Raw genomic sequence first — 26,086 nt, 5'->3', positions numbered from 1 at the left:
CTGCGTCGAAACCCTTGTTCCATCGGACACTCCTTCTCTGTAACGAAAAAGTGTCAACTTATTCCAGGACGGGTCAGCTCTTTGAAAAAGAGCGCCTGAAAAACGTCAGGGCGAGGCGCTGGCGCGAAGACAGGACGACTGGTACGGCAAGCAACGGCAACGCCGCCATGGACGCTCAGGCGCGCATCTTCAGGTGATCAGAAAAATTCCGCCGTATCGTTCGAGGCGATGGTGGTGAGCAAGCCCTTGGCGACCAGCTCGTCGTAGTGGCAAGCCAGGTTGCGGCCGTGGCTTTTCGCGTAGTACAGCGCCTGGTCGGCGCGGCCGAGGATGATGACGGGCGCCTCGTAGGCGTTGATGCTGACGAAGCCCACGCTGACGGTGACTTTGCCCACTTGCGGGAAGTCGTGCGCCTCGACGTTGGTGCGGAAGCGGTCGATGATTTTCTGCGCATTTTCCAGGGTGATCGAGCGCAGCAGCACGACGAATTCCTCGCCGCCGAAGCGGAAGATGCGGTCTTGCGAGCGGAACGACGATTGCAGCTGGTTGGCGATCAGGATCAGCACTTCATCGCCGTACAGGTGGCCGAACTTATCGTTGACCAATTTAAAATGGTCGACGTCGATCACGGCCAGCCACTGCCGTTCCGTATCGGAATGGTGGCGCCGCTCTTCCTCGACGGGACGCGGCTTGTCCGCTTCCGGCTCGCCGCGGTTTTGCAGGATTTTCGCCAGCTGGTCGTCGAAGGTCTTGCGATTCAATAAGCCGGTCAGCGAATCGCGTTCGCTGTAGTCGAGCAGGTTCTGGAAATTGCGGTAGACGCTGACAATGCCGCCGATCACCTGGATGGTGGCGCCCGTGTACGGCGTGGGGTTGGTGATTTCCAGGCAGGTGGTGACCTGGTCGCCGATCCAGATGGGCAGCCACAGCAGGTGGCGGCCGTCGGCGCACAGGGTATCGGCGCTCGCTTCATGGCGATGGATGCAGGCGGCCAGCGCCGGGTAGTCGGACAGCGGTTCGCCCGGCAGCGCCGGATCGGCATTGTCTTCCATGCGGGCAACGTTGCCCGCCACGATGATGGCCCGCGACCGCACGAACACCTGGCCACGCACGGTGGTCAGGGCCAGCACACGGGTCTGCGACGCGGAAGCGAGTTCCTGGACGGCCGAGATCACGGAGATGTCGAGCATCGTGTGATCGCGGTGCCCTGTCATATCCACCATGTGTTTCAGTAGGGAATCCATTGTCGTTCTCTGGAAAGTAGTCACACAAGTGTCGTCATACCAGCATTGCATCAAGCAAGAGCATGTTCGCGTCCGTCTACAAGAAGCCAAGATTTATTTGGTGGCATGACGCTCTGTACCGCCGGGCGAGAGGCCTTTCCAAAGAAGAGCTAAGCAGGATAATGTCTTTTTGCCTAATAGGCAATTAACGTATGCAATATTTCATGTAAATACATGATATTGATGCAGCGCGTTGCAAAAAGTGCCCTGACGCAGGCTTTCAATCCTCAGCGCAACATTTGTCTGCGCCAGCCGTCATTTTCACAAGGTTTGATAATTTCCATATGGAAACTTGTGGCGCGTCAATTTGCCGAAACGTGGACGCTTTATAGTCAATGCAATGGCGCAGAAATTTACGGCAGGAAACATATTAGCAGGAAAGGGCAATGTTTCACACCCGATTGCGCCAGGGACTTGTGATTCACTTTTTGGGAGCTTGTCATGCATACCTTCCTGTCGGCAGCACAGCAGTTTATCAAGGATGAGGATGGCATTACGGCAATCGAATACGGCCTGATCGCGGCATTGATGGCAACCGCCATCACGGCCGGTTTCTTGCTGATCAAGACCAACTTGCTGGCCGTTCTCACCGACATTTCGTCGAACCTGGTGCTGACGCCCTAAGCGGGTGCCCGCTGCCGGCCGGCCGGCAGCGGGTTTTTCTTCGGGAGGTATGCCATGCCTGCAACTGCCTTGTGCGACCTGCTGTTGTTGTTTTTTGTGACGGCCGCCGCCGTCAGTGATTTGATCCGCCGCAAGATTCCGAATGCCTTGGTGTTGTCCGGCATCGTCACCGCGCTGGCCCTGCATTTGTGGCTGTGGCCGCAACAACTGGCGCCGCTGTGGCTGGGCGGCATGGCCACGGGATTCTTCCTGTTCTTGCCGCTGTACGTGCTGCGCGGCATGGCCGCCGGCGACGTCAAGCTGATCGCCATGGCGGGCGCTTTTGCCGGCCCCTGGCCCGTGCTGCAGATCTGTTTTGCCACCTTTCTATTGGGCGGCCTGATGGCCGTGCTGATGATTACCTGGCAGGGCAAATGGCGCGCCTGCCTGCGCAATCTGCGCCAGCTGCTGTGGCCGATGATCGCGCGCACGGCCGGCATTGCGCTGGCTCCCACGCAGCTTGACAGCCATGCCAGCGTGGGCAATATGCCTTACGGCCTGGCCATCGCCCTGGGCTGCCTGGCCGTGCAGGGACGCCAGTATTTCTGAGTCGCATTCATTGCTCTTGATCAATGGGCGTGCGCCCCTGCTCGCTAGAATGAAATCTGTTCAATGCAGTCTTAACCGGCTAGGAGACGCAGCATGACCGAGGTCGACTATTCCACCACCGACAGTGTGCCGCGTCCCGCCGACGCGAACCTGATGCCGCCCTTGCCGCCGCAGCCGAAAAGCCTGCGTGAAACGGGGCTGGAGCGCCAGCTGGTGGTCGAACTGATCGCCAAGCTGATGTTTGTGAGCGGCAAGACGCACCTGTCCGTGCTGACCACGCGTTTGCGCCTGTCGATCAATGTCCTGCGCGAAGTGCTCGACTTCATGGTGACGGAGCAGATGGCGGAAGTGGCCTGGCGCGGCGAGTCCGAGATCGACGTGCAGTACCAGCTGACTGGGGCCGGCAAGCAGCGCGCCTGCGCTTTTCTCGAGCGCTGCGCCTACATCGGCGCGGCGCCCGTCACGCTCGACGCCTACCGCGCCATGGTGGCGCGCCAGTCGTGGCAGGCGCAGGAGCAGCGCGTGGCCAGCGACGACCTGGCGGTCGTGCTCGGCGGCGCGCATGCGGGGCCGGGCATGCTCGACATGGTGGGTGCGGCCCTGTATTCGGGCCGCTCGCTGCTGCTGTACGGTCCGCCCGGCAGCGGCAAGTCGACCCTGGCGCTGCAGCTGGGACAATTGCTGCACGGCCTGGTGGCCGTGCCCTACGCCATCGTCGTCGGCCACGACATCATCCAGCTGTACGATCCGGCGCAGCACCAGCCGCCCGCGCCGCAGCATGTCAGCCATGCGCGCCAGGCGCTGGAGCGGCGCAGCACGGACATCCGCTGGGTGCTGTGCCAGCGCCCCGTGATCCACGTGGGCGCCGAGCTCGACGCCGACATGCTGGAGCTGCGCCATGACGCCAGCGGCGGCTGCTACCAGGCGCCGCCCCATGTGCGGGCCAACAACGGCATGCTGATCATCGACGACCTGGGGCGCCAGCGCCTGGGTGCGCAAGAACTGCTGACGCGGCTGATGCAGCCGCTGGCGCGGGGCAGCGACCAGCTGGGCCTGCCTGGTGGCGTGAAGCTGAGCATGCCTTTCGACAATGCGCTCGTGCTGGCCACGAATGTGCCGCCGGGCGAGCTGTTCGATCCAGCCTTGCTGCGCCGCATCGGCTACAAGGTGCAGGTGGGACCGCTGGCCGACAGCGCCTACCGCGCCCTGTTCCGCCAGCAATGCCGGGTGGCGGGCATCGCGTTTGACGAGCAGGTATTGACTTACCTGCTGCAGCAGCTGCATGGCGCGCAGGGACGGCCCCTGCTGGCCAGCTATCCCGGCGAATTGCTGGCGCGCATCACCGACTTCGCGGGCTTTGCCGGCTGCGAAGCGCGTCTGACGGTCGCCGCCCTGGAGCAGGCCTGGAGCAGCCTGTTTGCCAGCTGCGACATGCCGTCCGCCAGCCTGTGCGAGCGTATCGCATGAAGAACCGGCGCGCCATCCTGATGATGGGCCTGGCAGTCGTGCTGGGCTTGCTGGCGGTGCTGCTGGCGTCGCATTGGCTGCTGCGCCAGACGCCGGCCGGCAAGGGCAAGATCGTCGTCGCCGCCAGCGACGTCAACCTGGGCCAGCGCCTGACGCCGGACATGCTGCGCCTGGTCGAGTGGCCGGCGGAAAGCCTGCCGCAAGGGGCGCTGCAAGACCCGGCAAAACTGGCGGGGCGGGTGCTGAAGACCAGCGTGCTGCGCGGCGAGCCGCTGAGCGAAGCCAAGCTGGCCCCGGCGGGCACCCTGGGCGGCCTGTCGGCCCTGATCACGGAAGGGCGGCGCGCCATCACCGTGCGCGTCAACGACGTGATCGGCGTGGCCGGCTTCGCCTTGCCGGGCAACTATGTCGACATCATCGTCAGCACCCAGCAGGATGCGGGCGACCGCGCGTTTCCGCAAAGCCGCAATATTTCCAAGATCGTGCTCGAACGCATCCTCGTGCTGGCCGTGGCGCAGGAGGTGGGGCGCGACGAGACCAAGCCGCGCGTGGTCAATGCGGTGACCCTGGAAGTGACGCCGGAACAGGCGGAAAACCTGGACCTGGCGCGCAGCGTGGGCAGCCTGTCGCTGGTGCTGCGCAACCAGGTCGACCCGCGGCCGGGCGTGACGGAAGGCGCCACCAAGCTGACCCTGCTGGGCGGTCCGCACGAAGCCGAGCCTGCTCCCGCGCTTGTGCCTGTCGCCGCCGTGGCGCCGCGTCCGGCGCGCGTGGCGAAGGCGCGGCCGGAACCCGTGCGCCAGTGCAGCACCGTCATCGATGGGACGCGCCAGTCGCGCGAATGTTTTTAGTTGCCCTGTTCAACCATGGACACGCTCATGAACCGCGCCCTGCTGACACTCTGCTGCCTGCTGTCGTGCCTGCCGGCAGCGGCTGAACCTGGCCCGCGCTGCGGCGGCGAAGCGGCCACGCCCGGCAACTTGCAGCTGCAGGTGGGCAAGTCGAGCATGTTGCGCCTGCCCGAGGCGGTGCTGGCGCGCAGCGTCGGCAATCCGGCCGTCGTGCAAGCCATGCTGGTGGCGCCCGACACTTTATATGTGGTCGGTGTCGACGTGGGCAGCACCAACATGATCATCCAGGGCAAGAGCGGCGTGTGCAGCGTCGTCAACGTCGGCGTCAGCATGGACCCGGCCGGCCTGCAGGCGACCCTGGCGGCCCTGATGCCGGAAGAAAAAGCCATCCGCGTGACGGCCGTGGCCGATACCCTGGTGCTGTCGGGCACGGTGCAGGATGCGGGCGCCGTGCTGCGCGCCACCGAGCTGGCGCACGCTTACGTGCGCCGCGCCAGCGTGCCGCTGGCGCTGCCCAAGCCCGCCGATGGCGGCGCCCAGCCGGCGCTGGCCGCCGCCGCGCCCGGCGCCGGCACGGGCGGCGCGGGCAGCCGCATCATCAACATGCTCGACGTCAGCGCGCCGCAGCAGGTGATGCTGGCCGTGCAGATCGCCGAAGTGTCGAAGTCCCTGCTGGAGCGGCTGGAAGTGGGCGCCACCCTGCGCCTGGCCTCCGGCAGCTGGGCCACCACCCTGCTGTCGAACTTCCTCAGCGGCACGGCCAACGGCTTGCTCGACGTGCGCAAGTCGAATGGCCAGCAGCTGACCATCGAGGCGCAGAAGCAGGATGGCCTGGTGCGCATCCTGGCCGAGCCGACGGTGATGGCGATCAGCGGGCAGGAGGGGAGTTTTCTGGCCGGCGGCAAGATCTTCATCCCCGTCGGCCAGGACAACAACAAGATCACGCTGGAAGAGCGCGAATATGGCGTCGGCCTGCGCTTTACGCCGACCGTGCTGGCGGGCGGGCGCATCAATCTGAAGGTGGCGCCGGAAGTGTCGGAACTGTCGCGCGAAGGGGTGGGCATTTCCGCCGCCGGCGTCAGCGGGCGCTCGATTTTGCCCGTCATTACCACGCGGCGCGCGTCGACCACGGTGCAGCTGTATGACGGCCAGAGCTACGCCATCGGCGGCTTGATCAAGAATAACCAGGTGAGCAACATTACGGGCTTGCCCTGGCTCAGCGAAGTGCCGATTCTCGGCGCGCTGTTCCGCAGCACGGACTTCCAGCATGACCGCACGGAATTGCTGTTTGTCATTACCGCGCACCTGGTAAAACCCTTGCCGGCGGACGTCGTGCTGCCGACGGCGCAGCTGGCGCCGCCCTCGCGCACGGATTTGATGTTGCGCGGCAAGATGGAAGGGGCGCTGCCCGCATCCTTGCCGCCGCCCGTGCCGCCATTGCGCGCGGCCAATGGTTTCGAGCTGAAATGAGACGGGGAGATACGCCATGCCGAACTCGCTCCTGATATCGCTGCGGCGCCTGGCGGCGCTGCCGCTGGCCGTGCTGCTGGCCGCTTGCGCGCACAGCAGCACGCCGCAGCTGGACGGGCGCTTTGGCGACGCCGTGCGCGTGGCCATGGCGCAGCAGGTGCGCTATCCGGCCAGCGCAGGCACGCGCCAGCCCGCCGACGGGCTCGACGGGCCCAGCGCGCAGGCCGTCATGCAGCGCTACCGCGCCTCGTTCGTCGAACCGAACGGCCAGGCGCCGCAGCCGGTGCAATTCATGCTGGGAGGCGGCAATGGCAAATAGACGCCAGGGCCAGCGCGGGGCGATGCTGATCGCCTTTTCCATCCTGCTCATCGTCGTGCTGGGCTTTATCGGCCTGGCGCTCGACGTGGGGCAGGTCATCGGCCGCAGGACGGAGCTGCAGAACCTGGCCGACAACGCGGCGCTGGCGGCCGCGGCGGAACTGGCGGGCACGTCCGAGGGGCTGGCCAACGCCGTGGCGAAGGCCAAGAGCAGCGCGGCCGACCGCAGCGCGTACCGGCGCCGCATGGAGGGCGCCATCCTGTCGGACGCCAGCATCCGTTTCGCGGCAGCGCCCGACGCGTCCGCCAGCGAGTGGCATGTGGCCGGCGCCGTGCCCGATCCCGCCAGGGCGCTGTTCGTGCGCGTCGATACGCAGGCCAACGAACCGGCGCTGGGCCGGGTGGCGACGGCGTTCCTGGGCGCCTGGTCGCCGGCCCTGCGCACGCTTGACACGGGGGCGCGCGCCGTCGCCGGGCGTACCGGCCTGACCCTGACGCCGCTGGCCATTTGCGCGCTGTCGTCCAGCGCGGCCAGTCCGCGCGCGAATGCGGCGCTGCTGCCGGCCGTCGAACTGCTCGAATATGGCTTTCGCCGCGGCGTGGCGTATAACCTGTTGAAGCTCAACCCGCAGGGCGCCACGGCCGAGCATTTCGTGCTCAATCCGCTGGGCCAGCCGGGGACGGTGGGCGCGTCGGCGCAGGTCAGCGATGCCGCCATCCTGCCCTTCGTCTGCTCGGGCAGCGTGCTGTTCCCGCGCATCGGCAGCGCGCAAGTGCACGTGCACCGGCCCTTTCCCGCGGCGCTGTGGCCAGCCTTCAATGCGCGCTTCAACCAGCTGGGCAGCGGCTGCGATGCCGTCACGGCACCGCCCGACGCGAGCATCCGCCCGTTTCCGAACGCAGCAGCGAACTGGTGGATGACGAATACGCCCGACGCTCCCAGCGCGCTGAGCACCGGCAACCCGCTGCTGTCCGTGGCCGACCCGGAATCGAATGCGACGCCGCCCGCCGTCGGCAGTTACGGGCCGCTGTGGTCGTTTGTCCGGGCGGCGAAGTACAGCAGCGTCAAGCCGCCCGGCGGCTATCTGCCGTTTGCCACCAGCGACTGGCCCAGGCTGTATCCGGCCACCCCGGCCGCGCCCGCCGCCAAGTCCGTCTATCCCGCCAGCAGCACTCCCTACCTGACGCTGGGTTTCCAGACTGCGCCGAGCGGCAACACGGGCGTGGCGCAGCGGCGCCTGCTGCATATCGCCTTGCTGGCCTGTCCTGTGCCGGCCGGCAGCGACGTGCTGGCCCAGGTACGCGGCATCGGCCGCTTCTTCATGACGGCGCCGGCCAGCAATGGCATGCTGAGCGCTGAATTTGCCGGCATCGTGCCCGAGCAGGCGCTGGGCAGTCCCGCGGAGCTGCTGCAATGAGGCCGCCTTGCCGCAGGCCCCGTCGCCAGGACGGCGTGGCCGCCATCGAGCTGGCGCTGATCATGGTGTTCTTCATGGGACTGCTGCCCGTCGTGCTGCTGTTCGGCCGCGCGTTCCTGGCGTACACGGTCTTGCAGAAAAGCACGCATGATGCGGCGCGCTATCTGGCCACCTTGCCGCTGTCGCAGATGGTCAGTACCGATGCGGCGGCGAAAAACACCGTGTTTGCGCGGCACATGGTGGTCGAGGCGATGGCGGAATCCTGGCCCGGCATGAGCAGCGAAAAAGTCAATGTGGATTGCATTTACAACGATGACTTTTATAGCTGCGGCAACTACCCGACGGCGCCGCTGCAGGTGCGCATCAAGGTTGCCGTGGACATGCCTGTCACCTTCCTGCCCGACCTGGCGCGCGCGTGGCTGCCGCAGCTGGCGCCTATCCCCTTGCGTGCGAATGCGACCTTGCGCTATGTTAATTAACCGGCCTCTCCAGCGGCAGCGCCAGGGCGGCGTTTTTGCCGTCGAGTTCGCCATGCTGGCGCTGCTGTTCTTCCTGTTCCTGTTCGCCATGCTGGAAGTGGCGCGCGCCGTGTATCTGTGGAATATGGTGCACGAGATCACCCGGCGCGCCGCGCGCGGCGCGGCCGTCACCGATTTCACCAATGCCGGCGCGCTGCAGGCCGTGCGCGCGCAAGCCGTGCTGCGCGCCGCGCCGGGCGCGCTGCCGCTCGGCGGCGGCATCAGCGACGCGTATGTGCGCATCGATTATCTGTCGCTGGCCGACAGCGGCGCGGCGCTGGCGGCGCTGCCGGTCGGCGTGATGCCAGGCTGTCCGCAGCGCAACCGCATCAATTGCATCGACAATCCGCATGGCGCCAGCTGCATCCGTTTCGTGCGCGCGCGCCTGTGCGTGCCCGGCGTTGGCGCGCGCTGCGAAAGCGTGCCGTACCGGCCCATCCTGCCGCTGCTGGAGGTGATGTTTCCCTCCGGTGCGGGAGCCGTGCGCCTGCCCGACGGCGCCACCATGGTGGCGGCCGAGTCGCTGGGCTATCCGGGCAATCCGAATTCCTGTCCCTGAGCGCCGCGTGGCGGCGCAGCCGACTGTGTAGACCTGAAAGAAGCGAGGAAGTGCGATGAAAGCCTTGATGATTAGCCGCGACGCCAGCTTGCACGATGAAATCGCGGCGCAGGGCGCGGCGCGCATGCCCGTGCTGCGCCTGCTGGAACGGCGCAGCGGCCTGCGCGACGCCGTCGAGCGCATGCTGCCCGAGGCGCCCGAGCTGGTGATCGTCGACGCCAGCGGCATCGACGCCGATGAAGCCGACCTGCTCGAACGCCTGGCGCGCCAGTATCCGCTGGCCGTGCTGATGCTGCTCACGCGCGGCCAGCAGCAGGATGTGCTGATCCGCGCCATGCGCGCCGGCATGCGCGAAGTGCTGCAGCTGCCGCTGGTGCACAAGGCCTTTCACGAGGCGATGGACCGGGTCGATATCCAGGCCGGCGTGACGCAGATGCGCGACGGCAAAGTGCTCGCCTTCATCTCGTGCAAGGGCGGCAGCGGCGCCACCTTTTTGTCGACGAATTTTTCCTACGCGCTGGCCAGCCTGGCCGGCTGCAAGGTGCTGCTGATCGACCTGCACGGCCAGTTCGGCGACGCCACCCTGTATGTCTCGGACCAGAAGCCGGCCATGACCCTGTCCGACATCTGCGCGCAGATCGCGCGCATGGACGGCGCCTTTCTCGCCTCGTGCCTGGTGCACGTGACGCCAAACTTCGGCGTGCTGGCGGCGGCCGACGACCCCGCGCACAAGGTCGACATGCAGCCCGAGCACATGGACCGCATCCTGGCCGTGGCGCGCCAGCACTACGACTACATCGTGCTCGACGTGGGGCGCCAGATCGATGCGCTGTCGCTGCGCGCGCTCGACAACGCCGACGCCATCTATCCGGTGCTGCAGCTGGCCTTGCCCGACATCCGCGACGGGCGCCGCCTGCTCGACATTTTCCGCTCGCTCGGCTATCCGGGCGAGCGCCTGCGCCTGATCGTCAACCGCTATGAAAAGGGCGGGCGCCTGCGCCTGGCGGACCTGGAGCAGGCGCTGGGCGCGGAAGTGGTGCACACGGTGCCCAACGATTACATCGCCGCCACCGACTCCGTCAACCAGGGCATCCCGCTGCTGCAGCTGTCGCGCACCAGCGCCGTGGCGCGCAGCCTGACCGAACTGGTGGAACTGGTGACGGCGCGCCGCGTGATGGAAAGCCGCGGCCTGTTCGACCGCCTGTTCAGCCGCAGCGAGGCGTGACGGGCGGCAGGTGGAGTACGACAAGGCTCCCGCCGGGAGCCATCATGGGAGCCGAGATGACTTTACGCGAACGTCTGGCAGCGAATGAAACGGTGCGCCCCGCCAGCAACGGGCAAGGCGCGCTGGCGCTGCACGCCTACCAGGAACTGAAGAAAACCATGCACCAGACGATACTCGACCGTATCGACCTGGAACGGCTGAAGCGCCTGACGGCCGAGCAGTTCAAGCACGAGCTGGCGCTGCTGGTGCAGCGCGTGATCGAGGAGGAGCGCATCGTGCTGAACCAGCACGAGCGGCATAGCCTGGTGCTCGACATCCAGCACGAGATGCTGGGCTTTGGCCCGCTCGAACCCTTGCTGGCCGACGCCAGCGTGTCCGACATCCTCGTCAACACCTGCGACAAGGTGTACGTGGAGCGGGGCGGGCGGCTGCAGCTGACGGACGTGACCTTCCACGACAATGCGCACCTGATGAAGATCATCGAAAAGATCGTCTCGCGCGTGGGGCGCAGGGTCGATGAATCGAGTCCGATGGTCGACGCGCGCCTGCCTGACGGTTCGCGCGTCAATGCCATCATCCCGCCGCTGGCCGTCGACGGCCCGATCCTGTCGATCCGGCGCTTTGCCGTGCAGCCGCTGACGATTGCCAACCTGCTCGACTACAAAAGCCTGACGCCGCCCATGGTGCAGGTGCTGCAGGCGCTGGGGCAGGCGAAGGTCAACATCCTGATCTCGGGCGGCACGGGCAGCGGCAAGACGACCCTGCTCAACGTGCTGTCCGGCTTCATTCCCGGCAGCGAGCGCATCGTCACCATCGAGGATGCGGCCGAACTGGCGCTGCGCCAGCCGCACGTGGTGCGCCTGGAAACGCGGCCGCCCAATATCGAAGGCAAGGGCGAGGTGAGCCAGCGCGCGCTGGTGCGCAACGCGCTGCGCATGCGGCCCGACCGCATCATCCTGGGCGAGGTGCGCGGCGCCGAGGCGCTCGACATGCTGCAGGCGATGAACACGGGCCATGAGGGTTCGCTGGCGACCATCCACTCGAATACGGCGCGCGACGCGCTGGCGCGGCTGGAAAACATGGTCGGCATGGCCAACGTGAACCTGACGCCGCGCGCCACGCGCCAGCAGATCTGCTCGGCCGTGACGGTGGTGATGCAGGTGTCGCGCCTGACGGACGGCGCGCGCAAGCTGGTCAGCCTGCAGGAGGTGACGGGCATGGAGGGCGACATCATCGCCATGCATGAAATTTTTCGTTTCGAGCAGACGGGCGTCGATGCCGCCGGCAAGGTGCTGGGCCACTTCTGCGCCACGGGCGTGCGGCCGCGCTTCACGGAGCGCCTGCGCATGTTCGGCGCGCCCGTGCCCGACACGGTGTTCGACCCCGACCGCATCTACGAATAGGAGACAGCATGGACCTGGTGTTCTACGGCTTTGCCGTGCTGCTGTTCGCCGCCTGCATCCTGATGGTGGAAGGGGCCTGGCTGTGGTGGTCGGGCACGCACGGCGGCGCGGCGCGGCGCATCAACCGGCGCCTGCGGCTGATGGCGGCGCGCGGCGAGGCGGGCGGCGAGCGGGTCTCCATCCTCAAGCAGCGCCGCTACGCGCGCGCGCCTGGCCTGGACCGGCAGCTGCGGCGCGTGCCGCACGCGGCGCGGCTCGACCGCCTGCTGCTGCAATCGGGCCTGCCCTGGTCGGTGGCGCAATTCCTCGGCGGCGCGGGCGGCCTGCTGCTGGCTGCCTTGCTGCTGCTGGCGGCCTGGCCCATGCCGCTGCCGGGCGCCTTGCTGTTGCTGGGCGTGGCCGGCGGCGGGCCGTGCATGGTGGTGCTGCGCGCGCGTACGGCGCGGCTGCAGAAGATCGAGGCCCAGTTGCCGGAGGCGGCCGATTTCCTGGCCCGCGCGCTGCGCGCCGGGCACTCGTTTTCCAACGTGCTGCAGATGGTGGGCGATGAACTCAATGAGCCGATCAGCGGCGAATTCAAGACGGCGCACGAAGAGATCAATTACGGCGTGCCGATGAACGAGGCGCTGCAGAACCTGGCCGCGCGCATCCCGCTGACGGACTTGCGCTACCTCGTCATCGCCGTGCTGGTGCAGCGCGAATCGGGCGGCAACCTGGCCGAGGTGCTGGTCAGCATCGCGCGCATCATCCGCGCCCGCTTGAAGCTGCTGGGGCAGGTGCGCGTGCTGTCGGCCGAGGGCCGCATGTCGGCCTGGGTGCTGGGGCTGATGCCGGTGGTGATGATCGGCGTCATGGCGCTCGTCAACCCGCAATACATCCGCCTGCTGTGGACGGACCCCAGCGGCATCAAACTGCTGTGGTACGCGGCTGGCATGGTGGCGCTGGGCGTCGTGTGGATGCGCAAGGTCATCCGCATCCGCATCTAAGAGATCGCCTGAAAAAAAGTCCATGGCGTTGTTGCGTCGCCTTGTCGTACTGTCGTACTGCCTTCGGCGACACGCCTAGCCCTGAACGTTTTGTCAGTCGATCAATCGGAGGAAATGCCATGACTGGCCCGCAACTGCTGTTCCTGTTGATCGTCTTCGCCGTGGTGGTGGCGCTGGCCCTGCTGGCGTGGCTGATCTTCTTTCCCGGCGCCCTGCGCCAGCGCCTGTTCGGCTCCATGGCGCCGGCCGCCGGCGACGCGGTGGCGGAAAACGGCTGGGTAGAACGGGTGGCGCGCGTGGCGCAGCCGTTCAGCAAGCTGTCGCTGCCGGAAGAGGGCTGGGAGCGCTCGCCGCTGCGCACGCGTTTCATGAATGCGGGCTGGCGGCAAGCCAGCGCGCCGGCCCTGTACTTCGCGGCGAAAACCGTGCTGGCCCTGTTGTTTCCCACCGTGCTGGGCCTGTACGCGGCCAGCGCCATGGCGGCGCAGCTGCGCAGCGTGCTGCTGTTGCTGCTGTGCGTCAGCGCCACCATCGGCTACTACCTGCCCAACCTGGTGCTGGCCAGCACGGCGAAGCGGCGCCAGCGCGACATCTTTGAAAACATCCCCGACGCGCTCGATTTATTGACGGTGTGCGTGGAAGCGGGCCTGAGCCTGGAGCGCGCGCTGGTGAAGGTGTCGGGCGAAATCCACATCAAGAGCGTGGTGCTGGCGCAGGAGCTGCAGCTGGTGCTGATGGAAATGCGCGCCGGCTTTTCCAAGGAAAAGGCGCTGCGCAACCTGGCCCTGCGCAGCGGCGTGGAAGATGTCGATACCCTGGTCGCCATGCTGATCCAGTCGGAACGCTTCGGCACCAGCATGGGCGACTCGCTGCGCGTGCATTCGGAAAACCTGCGCGGCAAGCGCAGCCTGCTGGCCGAGGAAGCGGCGGCCAAGATCGCGCTAAAACTGCTGTTCCCGCTGATTTTTTGCGTCTTTCCCACCCTCATGCTGGTACTCATGGGGCCGGCCGTGATCGAAGTCTATCGCGTGCTCGTGCCGGCCATGGCCAGCCGCTGAAAGGAGCTGTCATGCGCTTGACGATTTCCCGCCTGGCCGCCGCCTGCGCCTGCCTCGGCCTGGGCGCCTGCGCCAGCCATACGGCGCACGCGCCGCCGCTGCCGCCCTCATTGGACGCCGATAGCGCCTACGTGGCGGGGCGCGAGCATTTCGAGCGGGGCGACCTGCCCGCCGCGCAGGCTTCCTATGAACAGGCGCTGCGCCATGCGCCGCGCCACGTGGATGCGCGCAACGGCCTGGCCGTGCTGCACGCGCGGCGCGGCGAGCATGGCGCGGCGATCGCCCATTGGCTGGCCCTGACGCAGGAGGCGGGTCCGCCGCAGCCGCGGCACGCGTATTTGTTCAGCAATCTCGGTCACGCCTATTCTTTAAGCGGCCGCGATGCGCTGGCCCTGCCGGCGCTGGAACAGGCCTGCCTGCTCGATCCGCTCAATGCACTGGCCTGGCAGCACCTGGCGCAGGTGCTCGAACGCCTGGGGCAGCATGAGCGCGCGGCCGTGATGCGGCGCCAGGCGCAGAGCCTGCAGGAGCACGACCTGCGGCGCGACCTGGCTCTCTTGCGCGGCGCGGCGCCGTCGCCCGCGCCGGTGCCGGTGCCGATGCCGGAGGCGCCCGCCATGGCGCGCATCGAGATCACGCAAGGCGAGGGCATGGCCCGCCTGCAGCGCGTGCCGGCAGCCGTGCGCAGCTTGCCCGTCGCCGCGCCCGAGCGGGCCCTGGCGATGGCTGGCGCGTCGCGTCCGCGCCTGGAAATTTTGAATGGCAACGGCGTGCCCGGCCTGGCCGCCGCGCTGGCGCGCAGCCTGGCCGGCGGGCCCGTGCAGGTGGTGCGCCTGGCCAATGAAACCAGCTTCCAGGTGGCGCGCACGCGCGTCGAATACCGGCCCGCGCAGGAGCAGGCGGCGCGCCGGCTGGCCCGCCAGCTGGGCATGCAGGTGCAGACCCGGGCCGCCGATTGCCCTGCCAGCGACCTGCGCCTGATCCTTGGTCGCGACCTCGGCGACCCGGCCACGCTGCACCGCTATTATCTGCAGCAGCTGCAGCTGGCGCGCCAGGCGCTGGCGCGGCTCGGCTGACACGCATCTGCCGGCATAAAAAAACGCGGCGCCCGCCAAGGCGCCGCGTTTTTTGTATCGCCGTGCCGGTGGCTATTGCCGCGGACGGCGGCGCGCAAAGGCGAGACCGGCCAGTCCCGTGCCCAGCAGCAGCAAGGTGGCCGGCGCCGGCACCATGGCAGGGTCGATGACGACGATGTCGGTGCGCGTGGACTTGGAAAAATTCAGCGTGTAGCTGCCGGCCGGCAGGGCGAAATTCGACGTCAGGGAAAACATGGCGAAGCCGTTCGTGAAGGCGCGTCCGGTGGCGGGATCGTTGGTGCCGGCCGTCATGTTCAGGCTGAACGGGTCGAGGCTGCCGACCCCGTGGTTGCCGTTCACGTCGCTGCCATTGTTGGCGTCGCCATCGGGGGCAAACTGGAAGATCACGCCGTCGGCATTCGCATGCGACAGGCAGCCGGCGGGGCTGGCGGTATTGCACGAGATATTGAAGATGTCCATGATCGACACGTTCGACTTGTCGCCCATGGTCGTCACGCTGGTGCGCAGGTCGCGCCGTCCCATGAAGCTGAAGGTGATGAAGCCGGCGCTCGACAGGGTCAGGTTGACGGAGCCGGTCAGCGTGTCGCCGGCCGTGGCCGTGGCCGCGCCGACCGTGTTGCGCTGTGCTTCCGCCACGGCGCTCACGGTGGAGCCGGCGGCCGTGAGCATGTTGCCGAAGGCATGCGCATCGCCGCGCGCGAATTCCAGGGTGGAACTGGGGCTAGGTGCGTAATGGTTTTGCGGCAAGCCGTTGCAGCCGCCGCCCGAACACACTTGCAGCACGTCGGCGTTGGCGGCCGGGCCCGTATTGACGGCGCGCGGATTGACGGCCGCACCGCCCTGGAAAAAGGCGCTGTCGCTGGCGTTGCGGTTGGCGCCGGCCAGCGACAGCGCGCCGGCACTGGTGGTGATGCGGAAATTGTTCAATTCATTGACGGCCAGGCCGTAGGCCCCGGCCTGCGCCTGGCCGCTGGCCAGCAGGCTTGCCGCCGCCAGTGCGCCCAGCCAGCCCAGGGTCTTGCTTCGTGTGTGATTGACGTTCATCGCGGCCTCATTATCGTGGTCATTGTCGGGGGTGAAATCCGGGGGAGCGATCCAGGACAGCTTGCCTGGATTCATCTCGTAGACTGGGATAAGCAGCTTGCGTGCCATACAAAAAAATCACAGCGAATCAAGCACTTGCGAAAGACGAACTGAGCAGGACGGGGGTAAGTGTAAGAAAGGCCGACGCCGCTTGCCGGGCGCTGCGGCCGGCCTTTGCCGGCCTCAGGTGCCGCGATGGTAGCCCAGGTGGCCACCCGAATTGCGCGCGCAGCCGCAGCCGATGCGCGCCACTTCCTCGTCTTCGGTCAGTTTCCAGCTGGTAATCGTCGTGTGATTCCAGTCGATGTCGCTTTTCTTGACAGGTTTCACGGTCAGCGTGCGGGCTGCCGCGTCCGTGTACTCCATCAATTCCTCGTCGTCGTCGATATCGAAATGGCGGTGGATCAGGGAAATGCCGAAGCGTTCGAGCGCGCCATAGCGCAGCAGCACGTCGCGCAGCTCGCGGAAGCAGGCCAGGTCATCGGCTTGCAGGGATTGGACGGCGGAAATATCGGCAACGGGCTGCCATTGCATGGCTTGGATGTTCAGGCTGTGCATGATGTTCTCCTGTGCCCCTGGTATCAAGCCCAGGCTGCCGGAGGGGCGCCGGCACGCCTGGCGAATGCCCATCCTGGCCGCAACGCCGCTGCGCTGCTTGCGCCAGATCAAAGGTGCGGCACATCGCCTCTCGCCCGACAATTGCCCGTTAAAATAGGCGATGGCAAACAAAACCCCCACCTTCCCCGGCGCGCGCACGGGCCGCGGCCAGGTCCTGGCCGTGCTGCTGTCGAACCGCGACCAGTCCGGCGCCGAACCGCTGCAAGGCCGCGTCTCGCTGACCGCCATCGTGAAAGCGCTGAAACGCAAATACCATTGGCCCATCGAGACGCACAGCTTTCCCGCCAACACGCAGGACGGCCGCGCCAGCTGGGCAACGGTATATAGCTTGCCGGAAAAGGTGATCGAGGCCGCGCTGGAGGCCGGCGGCCGGGAGTGGCTGGAGAGCCGGGGAACGGTTGGGCGGCGGTGACTGCGCCGCAGTACGCTATTCGAGCCGGAAGCCGACCTTGAGCGTGACCTGGAAGTGCGCCACCTTGCCATCGACGATATGGCCGCGCGATTCCGTCACCTCATACCAGTCCATGTGCTTGACCGTCAGCGCCGCCTTGGCAATGGCATCGCGTATCGCCTGATCGCTGCTCTCGGTGGACGTACCGACCAGTTCGATCAGCTTGTAAGTGTGTGCGGACATGATATTTCCCCAGGTAGGCAAGCCAGACATCGGGAGCCTGCTTTGCGCAGGCACGTGCTCATCTTGCGCTTAAACGTGCTGATAGTCATTGCGCGGTGCAGCAATGCGTCGCGCAAGCCAAGCGGGACGAGCTATCCTTCATCAAATATCGACATAGCGAGGCAGCAAGTCCTGATCGACCAGGCGTATTTCAATGGCATTGGCGATCTTGACGTGCTCGGGATTCTCATCAGAGAACGGCTCGTCGGTGACGCTGACGATGATGGTGCCGATCTGCCTGTCTTTACCTTGCTCGTCCATCGCCATCACGGGCACTAAAGCACGTGCCTCGGGCACCTGTTGGACCGTGAGTATGCGCGGCAGGTACAACATCCAGCCAACACCTGGACGGTCCTTGAAGACTTGTTTTTCAAAATAATCGTTACGTGCAACTGTGATCAATACCGGCCGCAGGGAACCCGCAATAATGGACAGTAGCTCTTTCACGCCATCAATACCGAGCCGTTTCGCCCCGACGCCTTTGTAGCTGATCTTAAACGACCAAGCGGGCCAGTCACTGTCGCTGAACCCAAGCGCAATACTCGCGCCCTCGCCGTCTCCGAGTTCGCCATTCCAGGCGCTGAGATATCGAAATCTCTCACCCTTGAACTCGGCCTCGAGTACGGCTTCGGCCGCTGTGGTGAGTTCTCCCGAGGCATCGAAAACCGGATACAGAAACGATTCTGCTTCTGTCTCCTTCGACAGAAACCAGTTCTTTCCAAACGCCTCAGTTTTTTGCAAGAAGCGGACAATCGTCGCGATTTTTTGGACGGAAGGTCGGAACGCAATGGATGTGTTCGCTGCATCGCGTTTGAACAAGGATCTTATTATCATAATTCTATTTAATGTAATAAGTGGTAATGCCCAATGCACTTAAACTGGGCAGCATGTGTTCATAGGCGAGTGGCGTTTGCAAGTACCATTTCAGGGAGGCTGGCGGGTTATCCTTGACGATGTTGGACTGAGCGGTGGCCTGTTTCAATACCATGTTCTGGAAGATGTTTTTCTGAAAATCGTATTTGAATTCGCCGTTTGACTTAAAAAACTGGTCATAATCCGCTTTTGCTTCCTGCAACAAGCATAAGCGGGATTGGAAGCCGTCAAAGTCCTTTCCTTCAAACACCCATTCCATGCCAATCAGAAAACCGGTGATACGGGCTTGATAATCGCGCGCGCGGGCGACATGCTGTGTGGAACAGCCATAAGCGTACCCTTGTCTGGCGGGCACCGACATCTTTCTTTGGTATCGCTTCGCGTCTCGGCACGCGCGAGGGGGGTGACGCGGGCGTCTTTTGCCTCTTCTGCCTCTTTTTTGCGTTTGCGCAATGCCTCGTCCGTGATCACGGCTGCTGCGGCGGCGACACCCAAGGCTAGCAAAATTTTCTCCACGACTGCTGGTATCACCAATATCGGTAGCGCGGGCATTATTGCTCCCCTTCCAGTTTTTTATCCATTACCGCGATCAGTTCGTCGAACCGCTGCTCCGGCGTGGCGCCGGGCTTGCGCAGGTAAGTATCGAGCAGCGGGTCGTCATGGATCCCAGGCGCGTCGGCTGACAGGTACATCAGATGTACGATATGCGGCGTGGACCTGAAACCGATTCGCATGGCGTAGGTGTACGCCGCCAGCATGCGCTCGATCACGGTCGCCCGTCTGGACGGCATGCCATTGCTCCTCGCTAAACGTCAGCATCGCGCCTCCCTATGATTGCCCGCTTGCCGTCGAGCAGCAAGTGCCATTCGTGAATATGACCAAACATCGCCTCCCGCTGTGCCGGCTCAAGTATTTGTGCTAGCTTCACCAACACGCGCGGATCCCAAAAGCGCAGCAGCGTTGCGCGGCCGTCCGGTAGCCGTGTTTCCAGGTGTAGTTGCAGCAGTTGCGCCAGGCCACCGAGGTCCTGTACGGCGAACAGCCAGGTAACAGAAGGCGCCTCGTGCTCCAGTGCGGCCAGATCCTCAACAAAGGAAGGCCCGATCTCGCCACGTCGACCAACCACGGGCCCGCATGCGCGAGCGCAGCATCGGGTGTGCCGGTGAACAGCGAATGGCGCCTCGCATCCTGCATCAGGCGTGCTTGGCGGTGTGTCTCATATTGAACACCGTCGACCAGTGCGTACAGGCACAGCGCCGAATGATGTTGCTGAAGTTGATTCAGGCGTTCTGTGATGTCGAGCAACATTGTTACTCCCGGATAGCCCTTCCGACGAATAGTGACTTGCCATTGATGGGGGCCGCGGTTCAGAATACTTGCCATGCCTTGCTCCTATGTTGAGGTTGGAGCAGGGGTATAGCTTTGCCGGAGGGGCATGATTGCAGCAAAAATGCAGCAAATATCCCAGAAACGGCAAAGGGCTATAGATAAGATATCTATAACCCTTTGATTTTACTGAATATTCTTGGTGCCGACTGCCGGTTTCGAACTGGCCACCTGATGATTACAAATCAACTGCTCTACCAAATGAGCTAAGTCGGCAAAAACTGCGCGTTGCGAATTATACGCTATTTAATGCGTGTCAGGGTCGGGCGGCCGCCTTTTTTTGGCGGCTCGTCGTCGCCGGGCGTGGCGTTGTCGCGTTGTTCGGGGGAGCTGGCCGGCACGGACGACAGGGTCGGAGTGCTGCTGGCGGGGGCGGGCACGGGCGGCGGAACGTCGGCGGAGGCGGGGCTGTCCGTCGGTTGCGCGTCGGGATCATCGTTGCCGAGCACGGGCTCGAAGGCCATGCCCTGGCCGTTTTCATTGGCGTAGATGGCCATCACGTTGTCGACCGGCACGTAGATTTCGCGCGAGACGCCGCCAAAGCGGGCGTGGAAGCGGATGGCGTCGTTGTCCATCTTCAGGCCGCTGGTGGCGCCGAAGCTGATGTTGAGCACGATTTCGCCCTTTTTCACGTATTCCATCGGTACCGTGGTGCGCGAATCGACTTTGACCGCGAGATAGGGCGTGTAGCCGCTGTCGGTGCACCACTCGTAGATGGCGCGCAGCATATAAGGTTTGGTTGAGATTTCAGACATGGTAGGCACTGTGAGGCGGGAGCGCCGCCGGCAACAAATGGCGGGCGCACCGGTAGTTCAATGAAACAGAGCAACTGGAAAGAATCCAAGATGCCCCAGAAAGCGTCGCGAGCGAGCCCGATACCGGCTTGAGTAACGCAGCCGTACTTCAGTACGGCGAGTAACGCCAGGTCGAGAGCGGGCTGCGCAGCAGCTTTATGGGGATATCTTTTAGCGGCGCATGACTTTTTCGGATGGCGTCAGCGCTTCGATGTAGGCAGGACGCGAGAAGATGCGTTCGGCGTATTTCATCAGCGGTGCAGCCGTCTTCGACAGTTCGATGCCGTAGTGGTCCAGGCGCCACAGCAGCGGCGCGACAGCCACGTCGAGCATCGAGAATTCGTCGCCCAGCATGTACTTGTTTTTCAGGAACAGCGGCGCCAGGGTCGTCAGGCGGTCGCGGATTTCCGCGCGGGCCTTGTCGTGGGCCTTGTCGTTGCTCTTGGCGCGTTCGCTTTCCAGCACGTGCACGTGCACGAACAGTTCTTTTTCGAAATTGAACAGCATCAGGCGCGCGCGGGCACGCATCAGCGGATCGGCCGGCATCAGCTGCGGATGCGGGAAGCGCTCATCGATGTACTCGTTGATGATGTTCGATTCATACAGGATCAGTTCGCGCTCGACCAGGATAGGCACCTGGCCATACGGGTTCATGGTCGAAATGTCTTCCGGCTTGTTGAACAGGTCGACGTCGCGCACTTCGAAGTCCATGCCTTTTTCAAACAGGACCAGGCGGCAGCGTTGCGAAAATGGGCAGGTTGTACCCGAATAGAGAACCATCATTTTTTATAGTTCCTTAGAAACAAAGGGGGTGAAGCCGCGAACGGCTCACCCCAGGTCGCTTGTCCACTCATGCGGACAACGCAGAAACAGGCATAAACCGGCCTATGGCCGGCGCCTCACTTATTTGACTTCCTTCCAGAACGACGCGTTAAGGCGCCATGCCAGCAGAGCAAATACCGACAGGAACAGCAGCACCCAAACGCCCAGGCGCTTGCGTGTCTGTTGTGCCGGTTCGGCCATCCACTCCATGTAACCGACCAGGTCGGCTACCGCATTGTCATACTCGATCTTGTTCAGCGTGCCTGGCTTGACTTGCTCGAAGCCGACAAATTTGTGGATTTTCTTGCCCGCTTCGTGCGGATCATTCTCTTCCACGAACTTGGCAGTCTGGATACCTTGCAATTCCCATAACACATGCGGCATGGCAACATTCGGCACGACCATATTGTTCCAGCCGGTCGGACGAGTGTCGTCTTTATAGAACGTACGCAGGTAAGTATACAGGTAGTCGCCGCCTGTGCCAGCGGAAGATGATTTTGCGCGCGAAATTACCGACAAATCGGGCGGTACGACGCCGAAGAAGGCCTTGGCGTCCTGCGGCGCCAGGGAAGTCGTCATCAGGTCGCCCACTTTATCGCCGGAGAACAGCAGATTTTTCTTGATCTGGTCTTCCGACAAGCCCAGGTCTTTCAGGCGGTTGTAGCGCATCGACACGGCGGCGTGGCAATTCAAGCAATAATTGACGAACAATTTGGCGCCATGTTGCAGCGCTGCCATGTTGGTCTGGCGGTCAGGCGCCTTGTCCAGCGGAAAGGTGCCTTCGCTGGCGAGAGCCATGGCGGGCACGAAGGCCAGGATGGCGAGCAGTTTTTTTGAAAATTTCATGTAAGGTCCTTTGAGCGTGGCGTGAGAGCGGCTTAGTGCGGGTGAAACGTCACACGCGACGGCACGGTCTTGAACTTGCCCATTGCACTCCACCATGGCATCAACAGGAAGAAGCTGAAGTAAATCAGGGTGCATACTTGCGACACGATGGTTCTGAAGTCCGTTGGCGGCTGGGTACCGAGGTAGCCGAGGATCAGGAACGACAGGCCGAAGATGGCGTACACAAATTTGTGCCAGGTCGGACGGTAGCGTATCGATTTCACGGGCGAATGGTCGAGCCATGGCAGGAAGGCCAGGATCACGACGGAACCGCCGAAGAACACGACGCCCCAGAATTTCGCATCGAGCACCTGCGGCAGCATGCCGACGATGGCGACCAGGGCGATGCCGGCGATGGCCGACTTGACGGTCGTCGACAGGCGCGACTTGAGCCAGATGAACACCACGTAGGCCGCCACGGCGCCCATCAGCACGTACATGAAGTCGGCCGTGGTGGCGCGCAGCACCGAGTAGAACGGCGTGAAGTACCAGGTTGGCGCGATGTGCAGCGGGGTCTTCAGGGAATCGCCTGGCAGGAAATTGTTGTATTCCAGGAAATAACCGCCCATTTCCGGCGCGAAGAAGACGACGGCGCTGAAAATGACGAGGAAGATCGAGACGCCGAACAGGTCGTGCACGGTGTAGTACGGATGCGAAGGAATCGAATCGACCGGGTGGCCGTCGGCGCCCAGGTTTTCCTTCACTTCGATGCCGTCCGGGTTGCTCGAACCCACTTCATGCAGGGCGATCAGGTGCGCTGCAACCAAGCCCAGCAGTACCAGCGGGATGGCGATCACGTGGAAGGCGAAGAAGCGGTTCAGGGTGGCGTCGGAAACGACGTAGTCGCCGCGGATCCACAGCGACAGGTCCGGGCCGATGAAGGGGATGGCGCCGAACAGGTTGACGATCACTTGCGCGCCCCAGTACGACATCTGGCCCCATGGCAGCAGGTAGCCGAAGAACGCTTCGGCCATCAGGCACAGGAAGATGGCGAAACCGAACAGCCAGATCAGTTCACGTGGCTTGCGGTAGGAGCCGTACAGCAGGCCGCGCGTCATGTGCAGATAGACGATGATGAAGAAGGCCGAGGCGCCCGTCGAGTGCATGTAGCGCACCAGCCAGCCCCACGGCACTTCGCGCATGATGTACTCGACGGAATTGAAGGCCAGGGCCGCATCCGGCTTGTAGTGCATGGTCAGGAAGATGCCGGTGACGATCTGCAGCACCAGCACCAGCATGGCCAGCGAGCCGAAGATGTACCAGAAGTTGAAGTTTTTCGGAGCGTAGTACTTGCCCCATTGATCGTTCCACAGCTTGGTCAGGGGAAAGCGGTCATCCACCCAGCCCAGGGCTTTTTCGGCGACGGGGGCGTCGGCGGGAAATTTGGTTTCTTTGAACGCTGCCATGATCAAGCCTCGCCTTTCTCGTCTTTACCAATGACCAGTTTGGTGTCGCTCACGTACATGTGGCGCGGCACTTGCAGGTTGTCCGGCGCCGGCTTGTTCTTGAACACGCGGCCGGCCATGTCGAACGTGGAGCCGTGGCAAGGACACAGGAAACCGCCTTCCCAGTCATCGGGCAGGGACGGTTGTGGACCAGGGGTAAATTTCGAGGAAGGGGAGCAGCCGAGGTGGGTGCAGATGCCGACGGCGACGAGAATCTCGGGCTTGATGGAGCGCCATTCGTTCATGCAGTATTCGGGCGTGAACTCGGCGGGATTGCGTTTGGACTCGGCATCGGCGACCTTGCCGTCGGTTTTCTTGAGCGAGGCGACCATTTCCGGCGTGCGCTTCAGGATCCAGACCGGCTTGCCGCGCCATTCGACGGTGCGCATTTCGCCGGGTTGCAAGGTGGTGATGTCTACTTCGACCGGCGCGCCAGCCGCTTTCGCGCGCTCCGACGGCTGGAAGGTGCTTACCAAGGCTCCCGCGGTTGCCAATCCAACTACACTGCCCGCCGCGCACGTGGCGACGAGCAAGCCGCGACGGCCTGAATCGACCTGCTTTTCGTTACTCATGCAAACCCCAATCAGTCAAAATGCGAATCTTTATTATGAGTGGCAGCCGCGAAAAATCCGTCGCCGAAGCTCTTTCCATCGTTTGCCGCAACCCGCATCTTTGTACGGTAAAGTGGCAACATCCCTGCGGAACTTCGGACTATGGCGCAGCCCGTGCCAGTTTCTTGTTGATTATCCGGAAGTGAAAAAGCCACTTCTGGCAACCGCAAATTATAAGTGAAGCAAACAACGAATAAAACAAAAACGTTGCTTGTACCATAATTTATATACTTTTGCAGGAGGTGGCTAGTTCTTTCGAACTAGATGCGTCGTACTGTGCCCGAATTGGTCGCGCCGACAACCACAAGTTGGTGGCACTGGGAATCAATAGTATGATCGGCATGTTTTTTATACCTATCCGAAGGAGAAATTCATGGCAATGATGCAAGAATTTAAAGAATTTGCAATGAAGGGCAACGTCGTCGATCTGGCGGTTGGTGTCATTATCGGTGGCGCCTTCGGCAAGATTGTGGATTCCCTCGTGCAAGACGTCATCATGCCGCCCATCGGCCGCATTTTCGGCGGCCTCGATTTCGCCAATTACTACCTGCCCCTGAACGGGCAAGCCACCACCATGACTTTGGTGGAAGCGAAAAAGGCGGGTGCCGTGTTGGCATATGGTAATTTTTTGACCATTTTGCTCAACTTCATCATTCTTGCCTTCATCATCTTCCAGATGGTGCGCCTGATGAACAAGGCCCGCCGCAGCGAACCGGCCGCGCCGGCGCCGGCGCCTGCCACGCCGGAAGACATCGTGCTGCTGCGTGAAATCCGCGACTCCCTGCAGAAGAACGCACGCCAGGGCGGCGATCTGGCAAAATAAGCCGTTCCGGCACCGGCCGGCTGACCTGGACAGAGAACCCCATGCGACGATTCTGGTTGTTGTTTGCGCAAACCGTGACCATCGCGCTGGCGCTGTACTTTGTGTACGGCGCGCTGCGCCCCGCCAGCCGGGTGCAGCAGCTGGGTTCTCCCGCCAAGCCGGTGCCCGTGGTGGAAACGGCGTCGAGCAGCCTGGCGCCCGGTTCCTACCGCGACGCGGCGGCGCGCGCCATGCCCGCCGTCGTCAACATCCTCACCCTGCAGATGCCCAAGCGCGGCGCCCATCCGCTGGCGCGCGATCCCTTTTTCAAGCGTTTCTTCGGCGACCGCGATCCCAGCCCCGATGACGACGAGGATTTGCGCAACAGCCTCGGCTCGGGCGTCATCGTCAGCCACGAAGGCTATGTGCTGACCAACAACCACGTCGTCGAAGGGGCCGACGAGATCGAAGTCGTGCTCACCGATGGCCGCAAGGCGCCGGCCAGGATCGTCGGCCTGGACCCGGAGACGGACCTGGCCGTGATCAAGATCAAGCTCGACAAATTGCCCGCCATCGTGCTGGGCCAGTCGGAACAGGCGCGCGTGGGCGACGTGGTGCTGGCCATCGGCAATCCTTTCGGCGTGGGCCAGACGGTGACCATGGGCATCATCTCCGCCTTGGGCCGCAACAACCTGCACATCAACAGCTTTGAAAATTTCATCCAGACGGACGCGGCCATCAATTTCGGCAATTCGGGCGGCGCCCTCGTCGATACGCGCGGCAATTTGATCGGCATCAATACGGCGATCTACTCGCAAAGCGGCGGCTCCGTCGGCATCGGCTTCGCCATTCCCGTCTCGACGGCGAAAACCGTGATGGAAGCCATCATCAAGGATGGCCACGTGGTGCGCGGCTGGATCGGCGTGGAAACGCAGGACATCACGCCGGAACTGGCCGACAGCTTCAGCCTGCAGCGCTCGAGCGGCGCCATGATCGCCGGCGTGGTGCGCAACGGCCCGGCCGACAAGGCGGGCATCGTGCCCGGCGACATCCTCTTGACGGTGGAAGGCAAGCCCGTCGGCGACACGACGGAAATGCTCAACCTGATCGCCCAACTGCCGCCCGGCGGAAAAGCTAGAATGACGGTGCTGCGCAAGAATCGCGAAGCGGCGCTCGACGTGGTGGTGGGCAAGCGCCCCATCCCGAAAGAGCTTTCCAAATAGTTGCTG

31 protein-coding genes and 1 tRNA gene are annotated in these 26,086 nt (G+C 63.8%); 18 read left to right on the top strand and 14 right to left on the bottom strand.

What is annotated here, in order from left to right:
- Window positions 1-197: hypothetical protein (locus tag AC07VI_RS24895; protein ID WP_494808826.1), on the top strand; the 197-nt coding region annotated here is incomplete at its 5' end.
- Here AC07VI_RS24895 and AC07VI_RS24890 read toward each other — a convergent pair.
- On the bottom strand, window positions 198-1,244 hold the full coding sequence (locus AC07VI_RS24890; protein WP_086147876.1) for a GGDEF domain-containing protein: 1,047 nt from the start codon (window positions 1,242-1,244) through the stop codon (window positions 198-200).
- A 480-nt stretch (window positions 1,245-1,724) separates the two neighbouring features.
- On the opposite strand from AC07VI_RS24890, the gene AC07VI_RS24885 reads away from it, so the two are divergent.
- From AC07VI_RS24885 to AC07VI_RS24820, 14 genes are all read left to right on the top strand, one after another.
- Entirely contained in the window at window positions 1,725-1,907 is a 183-nt protein-coding gene (locus AC07VI_RS24885) for a Flp family type IVb pilin (RefSeq protein ID WP_076564995.1), read from the top strand.
- 54 nt (window positions 1,908-1,961) lie between these two features.
- Window positions 1,962-2,495, top strand: a complete 534-nt coding sequence (locus AC07VI_RS24880) for an A24 family peptidase (RefSeq protein WP_099420352.1) — start codon at window positions 1,962-1,964, stop codon at window positions 2,493-2,495.
- Between the two features lie 93 nt (window positions 2,496-2,588).
- Window positions 2,589-3,962 (top strand): ATP-binding protein, encoded by a 1,374-nt coding sequence (locus AC07VI_RS24875; RefSeq protein ID WP_492992156.1) that lies wholly within the window; start codon window positions 2,589-2,591, stop codon window positions 3,960-3,962.
- Window positions 3,959-4,813 (top strand): Flp pilus assembly protein CpaB, encoded by an 855-nt coding sequence (gene cpaB / locus AC07VI_RS24870; protein WP_492992157.1) that lies wholly within the window; start codon window positions 3,959-3,961, stop codon window positions 4,811-4,813. Before AC07VI_RS24875 ends, cpaB begins: the two co-directional genes overlap by 4 nt.
- Before the next feature lie 27 nt (window positions 4,814-4,840).
- Window positions 4,841-6,283 carry a type II and III secretion system protein family protein gene (locus AC07VI_RS24865; protein ID WP_492992159.1) on the top strand — a complete coding sequence of 481 codons (1,443 nt, stop codon included), beginning with the start codon at window positions 4,841-4,843 and terminating at the stop codon, window positions 6,281-6,283.
- Window positions 6,284-6,299: 16 nt separating this feature from the next.
- Window positions 6,300-6,602, top strand: a complete 303-nt coding sequence (locus AC07VI_RS24860) for a hypothetical protein (protein WP_099374863.1) — start codon at window positions 6,300-6,302, stop codon at window positions 6,600-6,602.
- On the top strand, window positions 6,592-8,019 hold the full coding sequence (locus tag AC07VI_RS24855; RefSeq protein WP_492992161.1) for a pilus assembly protein TadG-related protein: 1,428 nt from the start codon (window positions 6,592-6,594) through the stop codon (window positions 8,017-8,019). The genes AC07VI_RS24860 and AC07VI_RS24855 overlap by 11 nt, the downstream gene beginning before the upstream one ends.
- Window positions 8,016-8,498, top strand: a complete 483-nt coding sequence (locus tag AC07VI_RS24850; protein ID WP_492992163.1) for a TadE/TadG family type IV pilus assembly protein — start codon at window positions 8,016-8,018, stop codon at window positions 8,496-8,498. Before AC07VI_RS24855 ends, AC07VI_RS24850 begins: the two co-directional genes overlap by 4 nt.
- Window positions 8,488-9,096 (top strand): TadE/TadG family type IV pilus assembly protein, encoded by a 609-nt coding sequence (locus AC07VI_RS24845; protein ID WP_157792487.1) that lies wholly within the window; start codon window positions 8,488-8,490, stop codon window positions 9,094-9,096. The genes AC07VI_RS24850 and AC07VI_RS24845 overlap by 11 nt, the downstream gene beginning before the upstream one ends.
- Window positions 9,097-9,151: 55 nt before the next feature.
- Entirely contained in the window at window positions 9,152-10,321 is a 1,170-nt protein-coding gene (locus AC07VI_RS24840; RefSeq protein WP_086148490.1) for a CpaE/TadZ family protein, read from the top strand.
- A 56-nt stretch (window positions 10,322-10,377) separates the two neighbouring features.
- Window positions 10,378-11,724 (top strand): TadA family conjugal transfer-associated ATPase, encoded by a 1,347-nt coding sequence (locus tag AC07VI_RS24835; RefSeq protein ID WP_086148489.1) that lies wholly within the window; start codon window positions 10,378-10,380, stop codon window positions 11,722-11,724.
- Window positions 11,725-11,732: 8 nt separating this feature from the next.
- Window positions 11,733-12,710, top strand: coding sequence for a type II secretion system F family protein (locus AC07VI_RS24830; protein WP_492992167.1), 978 nt, complete (start codon window positions 11,733-11,735; stop codon window positions 12,708-12,710).
- A gap of 119 nt (window positions 12,711-12,829) precedes the next feature.
- Window positions 12,830-13,768 carry a type II secretion system F family protein gene (locus tag AC07VI_RS24825; protein WP_086148555.1) on the top strand — a complete coding sequence of 313 codons (939 nt, stop codon included), beginning with the start codon at window positions 12,830-12,832 and terminating at the stop codon, window positions 13,766-13,768.
- An 11-nt stretch (window positions 13,769-13,779) separates the two neighbouring features.
- Window positions 13,780-14,844 carry a LytR C-terminal domain-containing protein gene (locus tag AC07VI_RS24820; RefSeq protein WP_099420350.1) on the top strand — a complete coding sequence of 355 codons (1,065 nt, stop codon included), beginning with the start codon at window positions 13,780-13,782 and terminating at the stop codon, window positions 14,842-14,844.
- 72 nt (window positions 14,845-14,916) lie between these two features.
- Here the strand turns inward: AC07VI_RS24820 and AC07VI_RS24815 are convergent, their stop codons facing one another.
- Window positions 14,917-15,909: an EDSAP-1 family PEP-CTERM protein gene (locus tag AC07VI_RS24815; RefSeq protein ID WP_492992168.1), complete on the bottom strand. Its 993-nt coding sequence runs from the start codon at window positions 15,907-15,909 to the stop codon at window positions 14,917-14,919.
- Between the two features lie 222 nt (window positions 15,910-16,131).
- Window positions 16,132-16,506 carry a hypothetical protein gene (locus tag AC07VI_RS24810; RefSeq protein WP_492992169.1) on the bottom strand — a complete coding sequence of 125 codons (375 nt, stop codon included), beginning with the start codon at window positions 16,504-16,506 and terminating at the stop codon, window positions 16,132-16,134.
- A 160-nt stretch (window positions 16,507-16,666) separates the two neighbouring features.
- On the opposite strand from AC07VI_RS24810, the gene AC07VI_RS24805 reads away from it, so the two are divergent.
- On the top strand, window positions 16,667-16,978 hold the full coding sequence (locus tag AC07VI_RS24805; protein WP_492992171.1) for a hypothetical protein: 312 nt from the start codon (window positions 16,667-16,669) through the stop codon (window positions 16,976-16,978).
- Between the two features lie 15 nt (window positions 16,979-16,993).
- On the opposite strand, the gene AC07VI_RS24800 is transcribed toward AC07VI_RS24805, so the two are convergent.
- From AC07VI_RS24800 to petA, 11 genes are all read right to left on the bottom strand, one after another.
- Window positions 16,994-17,200 carry a dodecin gene (locus AC07VI_RS24800; protein WP_034753599.1) on the bottom strand — a complete coding sequence of 69 codons (207 nt, stop codon included), beginning with the start codon at window positions 17,198-17,200 and terminating at the stop codon, window positions 16,994-16,996.
- A 141-nt stretch (window positions 17,201-17,341) separates the two neighbouring features.
- The gene (locus tag AC07VI_RS24795) at window positions 17,342-18,058 is read right to left on the bottom strand and encodes an immunity 52 family protein (protein WP_492992173.1); all 717 of its coding nucleotides are present in this window, start codon (window positions 18,056-18,058) and stop codon (window positions 17,342-17,344) included.
- A 19-nt stretch (window positions 18,059-18,077) separates the two neighbouring features.
- Window positions 18,078-18,473 (bottom strand): Tox-REase-5 domain-containing protein, encoded by a 396-nt coding sequence (locus AC07VI_RS24790; RefSeq protein ID WP_492992175.1) that lies wholly within the window; start codon window positions 18,471-18,473, stop codon window positions 18,078-18,080.
- Between the two features lie 190 nt (window positions 18,474-18,663).
- The gene (locus AC07VI_RS24785; RefSeq protein WP_492992177.1) at window positions 18,664-18,903 is read right to left on the bottom strand and encodes a hypothetical protein; all 240 of its coding nucleotides are present in this window, start codon (window positions 18,901-18,903) and stop codon (window positions 18,664-18,666) included.
- Window positions 18,904-18,917: 14 nt separating this feature from the next.
- Entirely contained in the window at window positions 18,918-19,238 is a 321-nt protein-coding gene (locus AC07VI_RS24780) for a DUF4123 domain-containing protein (RefSeq protein ID WP_253251985.1), read from the bottom strand.
- Window positions 19,239-19,638: 400 nt separating this feature from the next.
- Window positions 19,639-19,714 (bottom strand) — tRNA-Thr (locus AC07VI_RS24775).
- Window positions 19,715-19,740: 26 nt separating this feature from the next.
- Window positions 19,741-20,253 carry a ClpXP protease specificity-enhancing factor gene (locus tag AC07VI_RS24770; protein WP_492992179.1) on the bottom strand — a complete coding sequence of 171 codons (513 nt, stop codon included), beginning with the start codon at window positions 20,251-20,253 and terminating at the stop codon, window positions 19,741-19,743.
- Between the two features lie 210 nt (window positions 20,254-20,463).
- Entirely contained in the window at window positions 20,464-21,075 is a 612-nt protein-coding gene (locus AC07VI_RS24765; protein ID WP_010394154.1) for a glutathione S-transferase N-terminal domain-containing protein, read from the bottom strand.
- A 120-nt stretch (window positions 21,076-21,195) separates the two neighbouring features.
- A complete protein-coding gene (locus tag AC07VI_RS24760) occupies window positions 21,196-21,960 on the bottom strand; it encodes a cytochrome c1 (RefSeq protein WP_086147888.1) in 765 nt (254 codons plus the stop codon).
- A 32-nt stretch (window positions 21,961-21,992) separates the two neighbouring features.
- On the bottom strand, window positions 21,993-23,405 hold the full coding sequence (locus tag AC07VI_RS24755) for a cytochrome b (protein WP_086147909.1): 1,413 nt from the start codon (window positions 23,403-23,405) through the stop codon (window positions 21,993-21,995).
- Between the two features lie 2 nt (window positions 23,406-23,407).
- Window positions 23,408-24,016 (bottom strand): ubiquinol-cytochrome c reductase iron-sulfur subunit, encoded by a 609-nt coding sequence (gene petA / locus AC07VI_RS24750; RefSeq protein ID WP_086147889.1) that lies wholly within the window; start codon window positions 24,014-24,016, stop codon window positions 23,408-23,410.
- A 412-nt stretch (window positions 24,017-24,428) separates the two neighbouring features.
- Here petA and mscL point away from each other — a divergent pair, with 412 nt between their 5' ends.
- Together mscL and AC07VI_RS24740 are read left to right on the top strand one after the other, a co-directional pair.
- Complete coding sequence (mscL, locus tag AC07VI_RS24745) at window positions 24,429-24,878, top strand: large conductance mechanosensitive channel protein MscL (protein ID WP_086147890.1); 450 nt, start codon at window positions 24,429-24,431, stop codon at window positions 24,876-24,878.
- Between the two features lie 41 nt (window positions 24,879-24,919).
- Window positions 24,920-26,080 (top strand): Do family serine endopeptidase, encoded by a 1,161-nt coding sequence (locus tag AC07VI_RS24740; protein ID WP_492992183.1) that lies wholly within the window; start codon window positions 24,920-24,922, stop codon window positions 26,078-26,080.
- Window positions 26,081-26,086 lie beyond the last annotated feature (6 nt).

This window comes from Janthinobacterium sp. GW821-FHT03A03, from assembly GCF_059421435.1.
Note: the sequence above shows the minus strand (reverse complement) of the source record. Positions and strands in the feature narration are given on the sequence as shown.

What these genes read in the sequence shown, in the direction of transcription:
- AC07VI_RS24890 (WP_086147876.1), bottom strand. Translation starts at nt 1,244, where the DNA reads ATGGATTCCCTACTGAAACACATGGTGGATATGACAGGGCACCGCGAT.
- AC07VI_RS24885 (WP_076564995.1), top strand. Translation starts at nt 1,725, where the DNA reads ATGCATACCTTCCTGTCGGCAGCACAGCAGTTTATCAAGGATGAGGAT.
- AC07VI_RS24880 (WP_099420352.1), top strand. Translation starts at nt 1,962, where the DNA reads ATGCCTGCAACTGCCTTGTGCGACCTGCTGTTGTTGTTTTTTGTGACG.
- AC07VI_RS24875 (WP_492992156.1), top strand. Translation starts at nt 2,589, where the DNA reads ATGACCGAGGTCGACTATTCCACCACCGACAGTGTGCCGCGTCCCGCC.
- cpaB (WP_492992157.1), top strand. Translation starts at nt 3,959, where the DNA reads ATGAAGAACCGGCGCGCCATCCTGATGATGGGCCTGGCAGTCGTGCTG.
- AC07VI_RS24865 (WP_492992159.1), top strand. Translation starts at nt 4,841, where the DNA reads ATGAACCGCGCCCTGCTGACACTCTGCTGCCTGCTGTCGTGCCTGCCG.
- AC07VI_RS24860 (WP_099374863.1), top strand. Translation starts at nt 6,300, where the DNA reads ATGCCGAACTCGCTCCTGATATCGCTGCGGCGCCTGGCGGCGCTGCCG.
- AC07VI_RS24855 (WP_492992161.1), top strand. Translation starts at nt 6,592, where the DNA reads ATGGCAAATAGACGCCAGGGCCAGCGCGGGGCGATGCTGATCGCCTTT.
- AC07VI_RS24850 (WP_492992163.1), top strand. Translation starts at nt 8,016, where the DNA reads ATGAGGCCGCCTTGCCGCAGGCCCCGTCGCCAGGACGGCGTGGCCGCC.
- AC07VI_RS24845 (WP_157792487.1), top strand. Translation starts at nt 8,488, where the DNA reads ATGTTAATTAACCGGCCTCTCCAGCGGCAGCGCCAGGGCGGCGTTTTT.
- AC07VI_RS24840 (WP_086148490.1), top strand. Translation starts at nt 9,152, where the DNA reads ATGAAAGCCTTGATGATTAGCCGCGACGCCAGCTTGCACGATGAAATC.
- AC07VI_RS24835 (WP_086148489.1), top strand. Translation starts at nt 10,378, where the DNA reads ATGACTTTACGCGAACGTCTGGCAGCGAATGAAACGGTGCGCCCCGCC.
- AC07VI_RS24830 (WP_492992167.1), top strand. Translation starts at nt 11,733, where the DNA reads ATGGACCTGGTGTTCTACGGCTTTGCCGTGCTGCTGTTCGCCGCCTGC.
- AC07VI_RS24825 (WP_086148555.1), top strand. Translation starts at nt 12,830, where the DNA reads ATGACTGGCCCGCAACTGCTGTTCCTGTTGATCGTCTTCGCCGTGGTG.
- AC07VI_RS24820 (WP_099420350.1), top strand. Translation starts at nt 13,780, where the DNA reads ATGCGCTTGACGATTTCCCGCCTGGCCGCCGCCTGCGCCTGCCTCGGC.
- AC07VI_RS24815 (WP_492992168.1), bottom strand. Translation starts at nt 15,909, where the DNA reads ATGAACGTCAATCACACACGAAGCAAGACCCTGGGCTGGCTGGGCGCA.
- AC07VI_RS24810 (WP_492992169.1), bottom strand. Translation starts at nt 16,506, where the DNA reads ATGCACAGCCTGAACATCCAAGCCATGCAATGGCAGCCCGTTGCCGAT.
- AC07VI_RS24805 (WP_492992171.1), top strand. Translation starts at nt 16,667, where the DNA reads ATGGCAAACAAAACCCCCACCTTCCCCGGCGCGCGCACGGGCCGCGGC.
- AC07VI_RS24800 (WP_034753599.1), bottom strand. Translation starts at nt 17,200, where the DNA reads ATGTCCGCACACACTTACAAGCTGATCGAACTGGTCGGTACGTCCACC.
- AC07VI_RS24790 (WP_492992175.1), bottom strand. Translation starts at nt 18,473, where the DNA reads ATGTCGGTGCCCGCCAGACAAGGGTACGCTTATGGCTGTTCCACACAG.
- AC07VI_RS24785 (WP_492992177.1), bottom strand. Translation starts at nt 18,903, where the DNA reads ATGCCGTCCAGACGGGCGACCGTGATCGAGCGCATGCTGGCGGCGTAC.
- AC07VI_RS24770 (WP_492992179.1), bottom strand. Translation starts at nt 20,253, where the DNA reads ATGTCTGAAATCTCAACCAAACCTTATATGCTGCGCGCCATCTACGAG.
- AC07VI_RS24765 (WP_010394154.1), bottom strand. Translation starts at nt 21,075, where the DNA reads ATGATGGTTCTCTATTCGGGTACAACCTGCCCATTTTCGCAACGCTGC.
- AC07VI_RS24760 (WP_086147888.1), bottom strand. Translation starts at nt 21,960, where the DNA reads ATGAAATTTTCAAAAAAACTGCTCGCCATCCTGGCCTTCGTGCCCGCC.
- AC07VI_RS24755 (WP_086147909.1), bottom strand. Translation starts at nt 23,405, where the DNA reads ATGGCAGCGTTCAAAGAAACCAAATTTCCCGCCGACGCCCCCGTCGCC.
- petA (WP_086147889.1), bottom strand. Translation starts at nt 24,016, where the DNA reads ATGAGTAACGAAAAGCAGGTCGATTCAGGCCGTCGCGGCTTGCTCGTC.
- mscL (WP_086147890.1), top strand. Translation starts at nt 24,429, where the DNA reads ATGGCAATGATGCAAGAATTTAAAGAATTTGCAATGAAGGGCAACGTC.
- AC07VI_RS24740 (WP_492992183.1), top strand. Translation starts at nt 24,920, where the DNA reads ATGCGACGATTCTGGTTGTTGTTTGCGCAAACCGTGACCATCGCGCTG.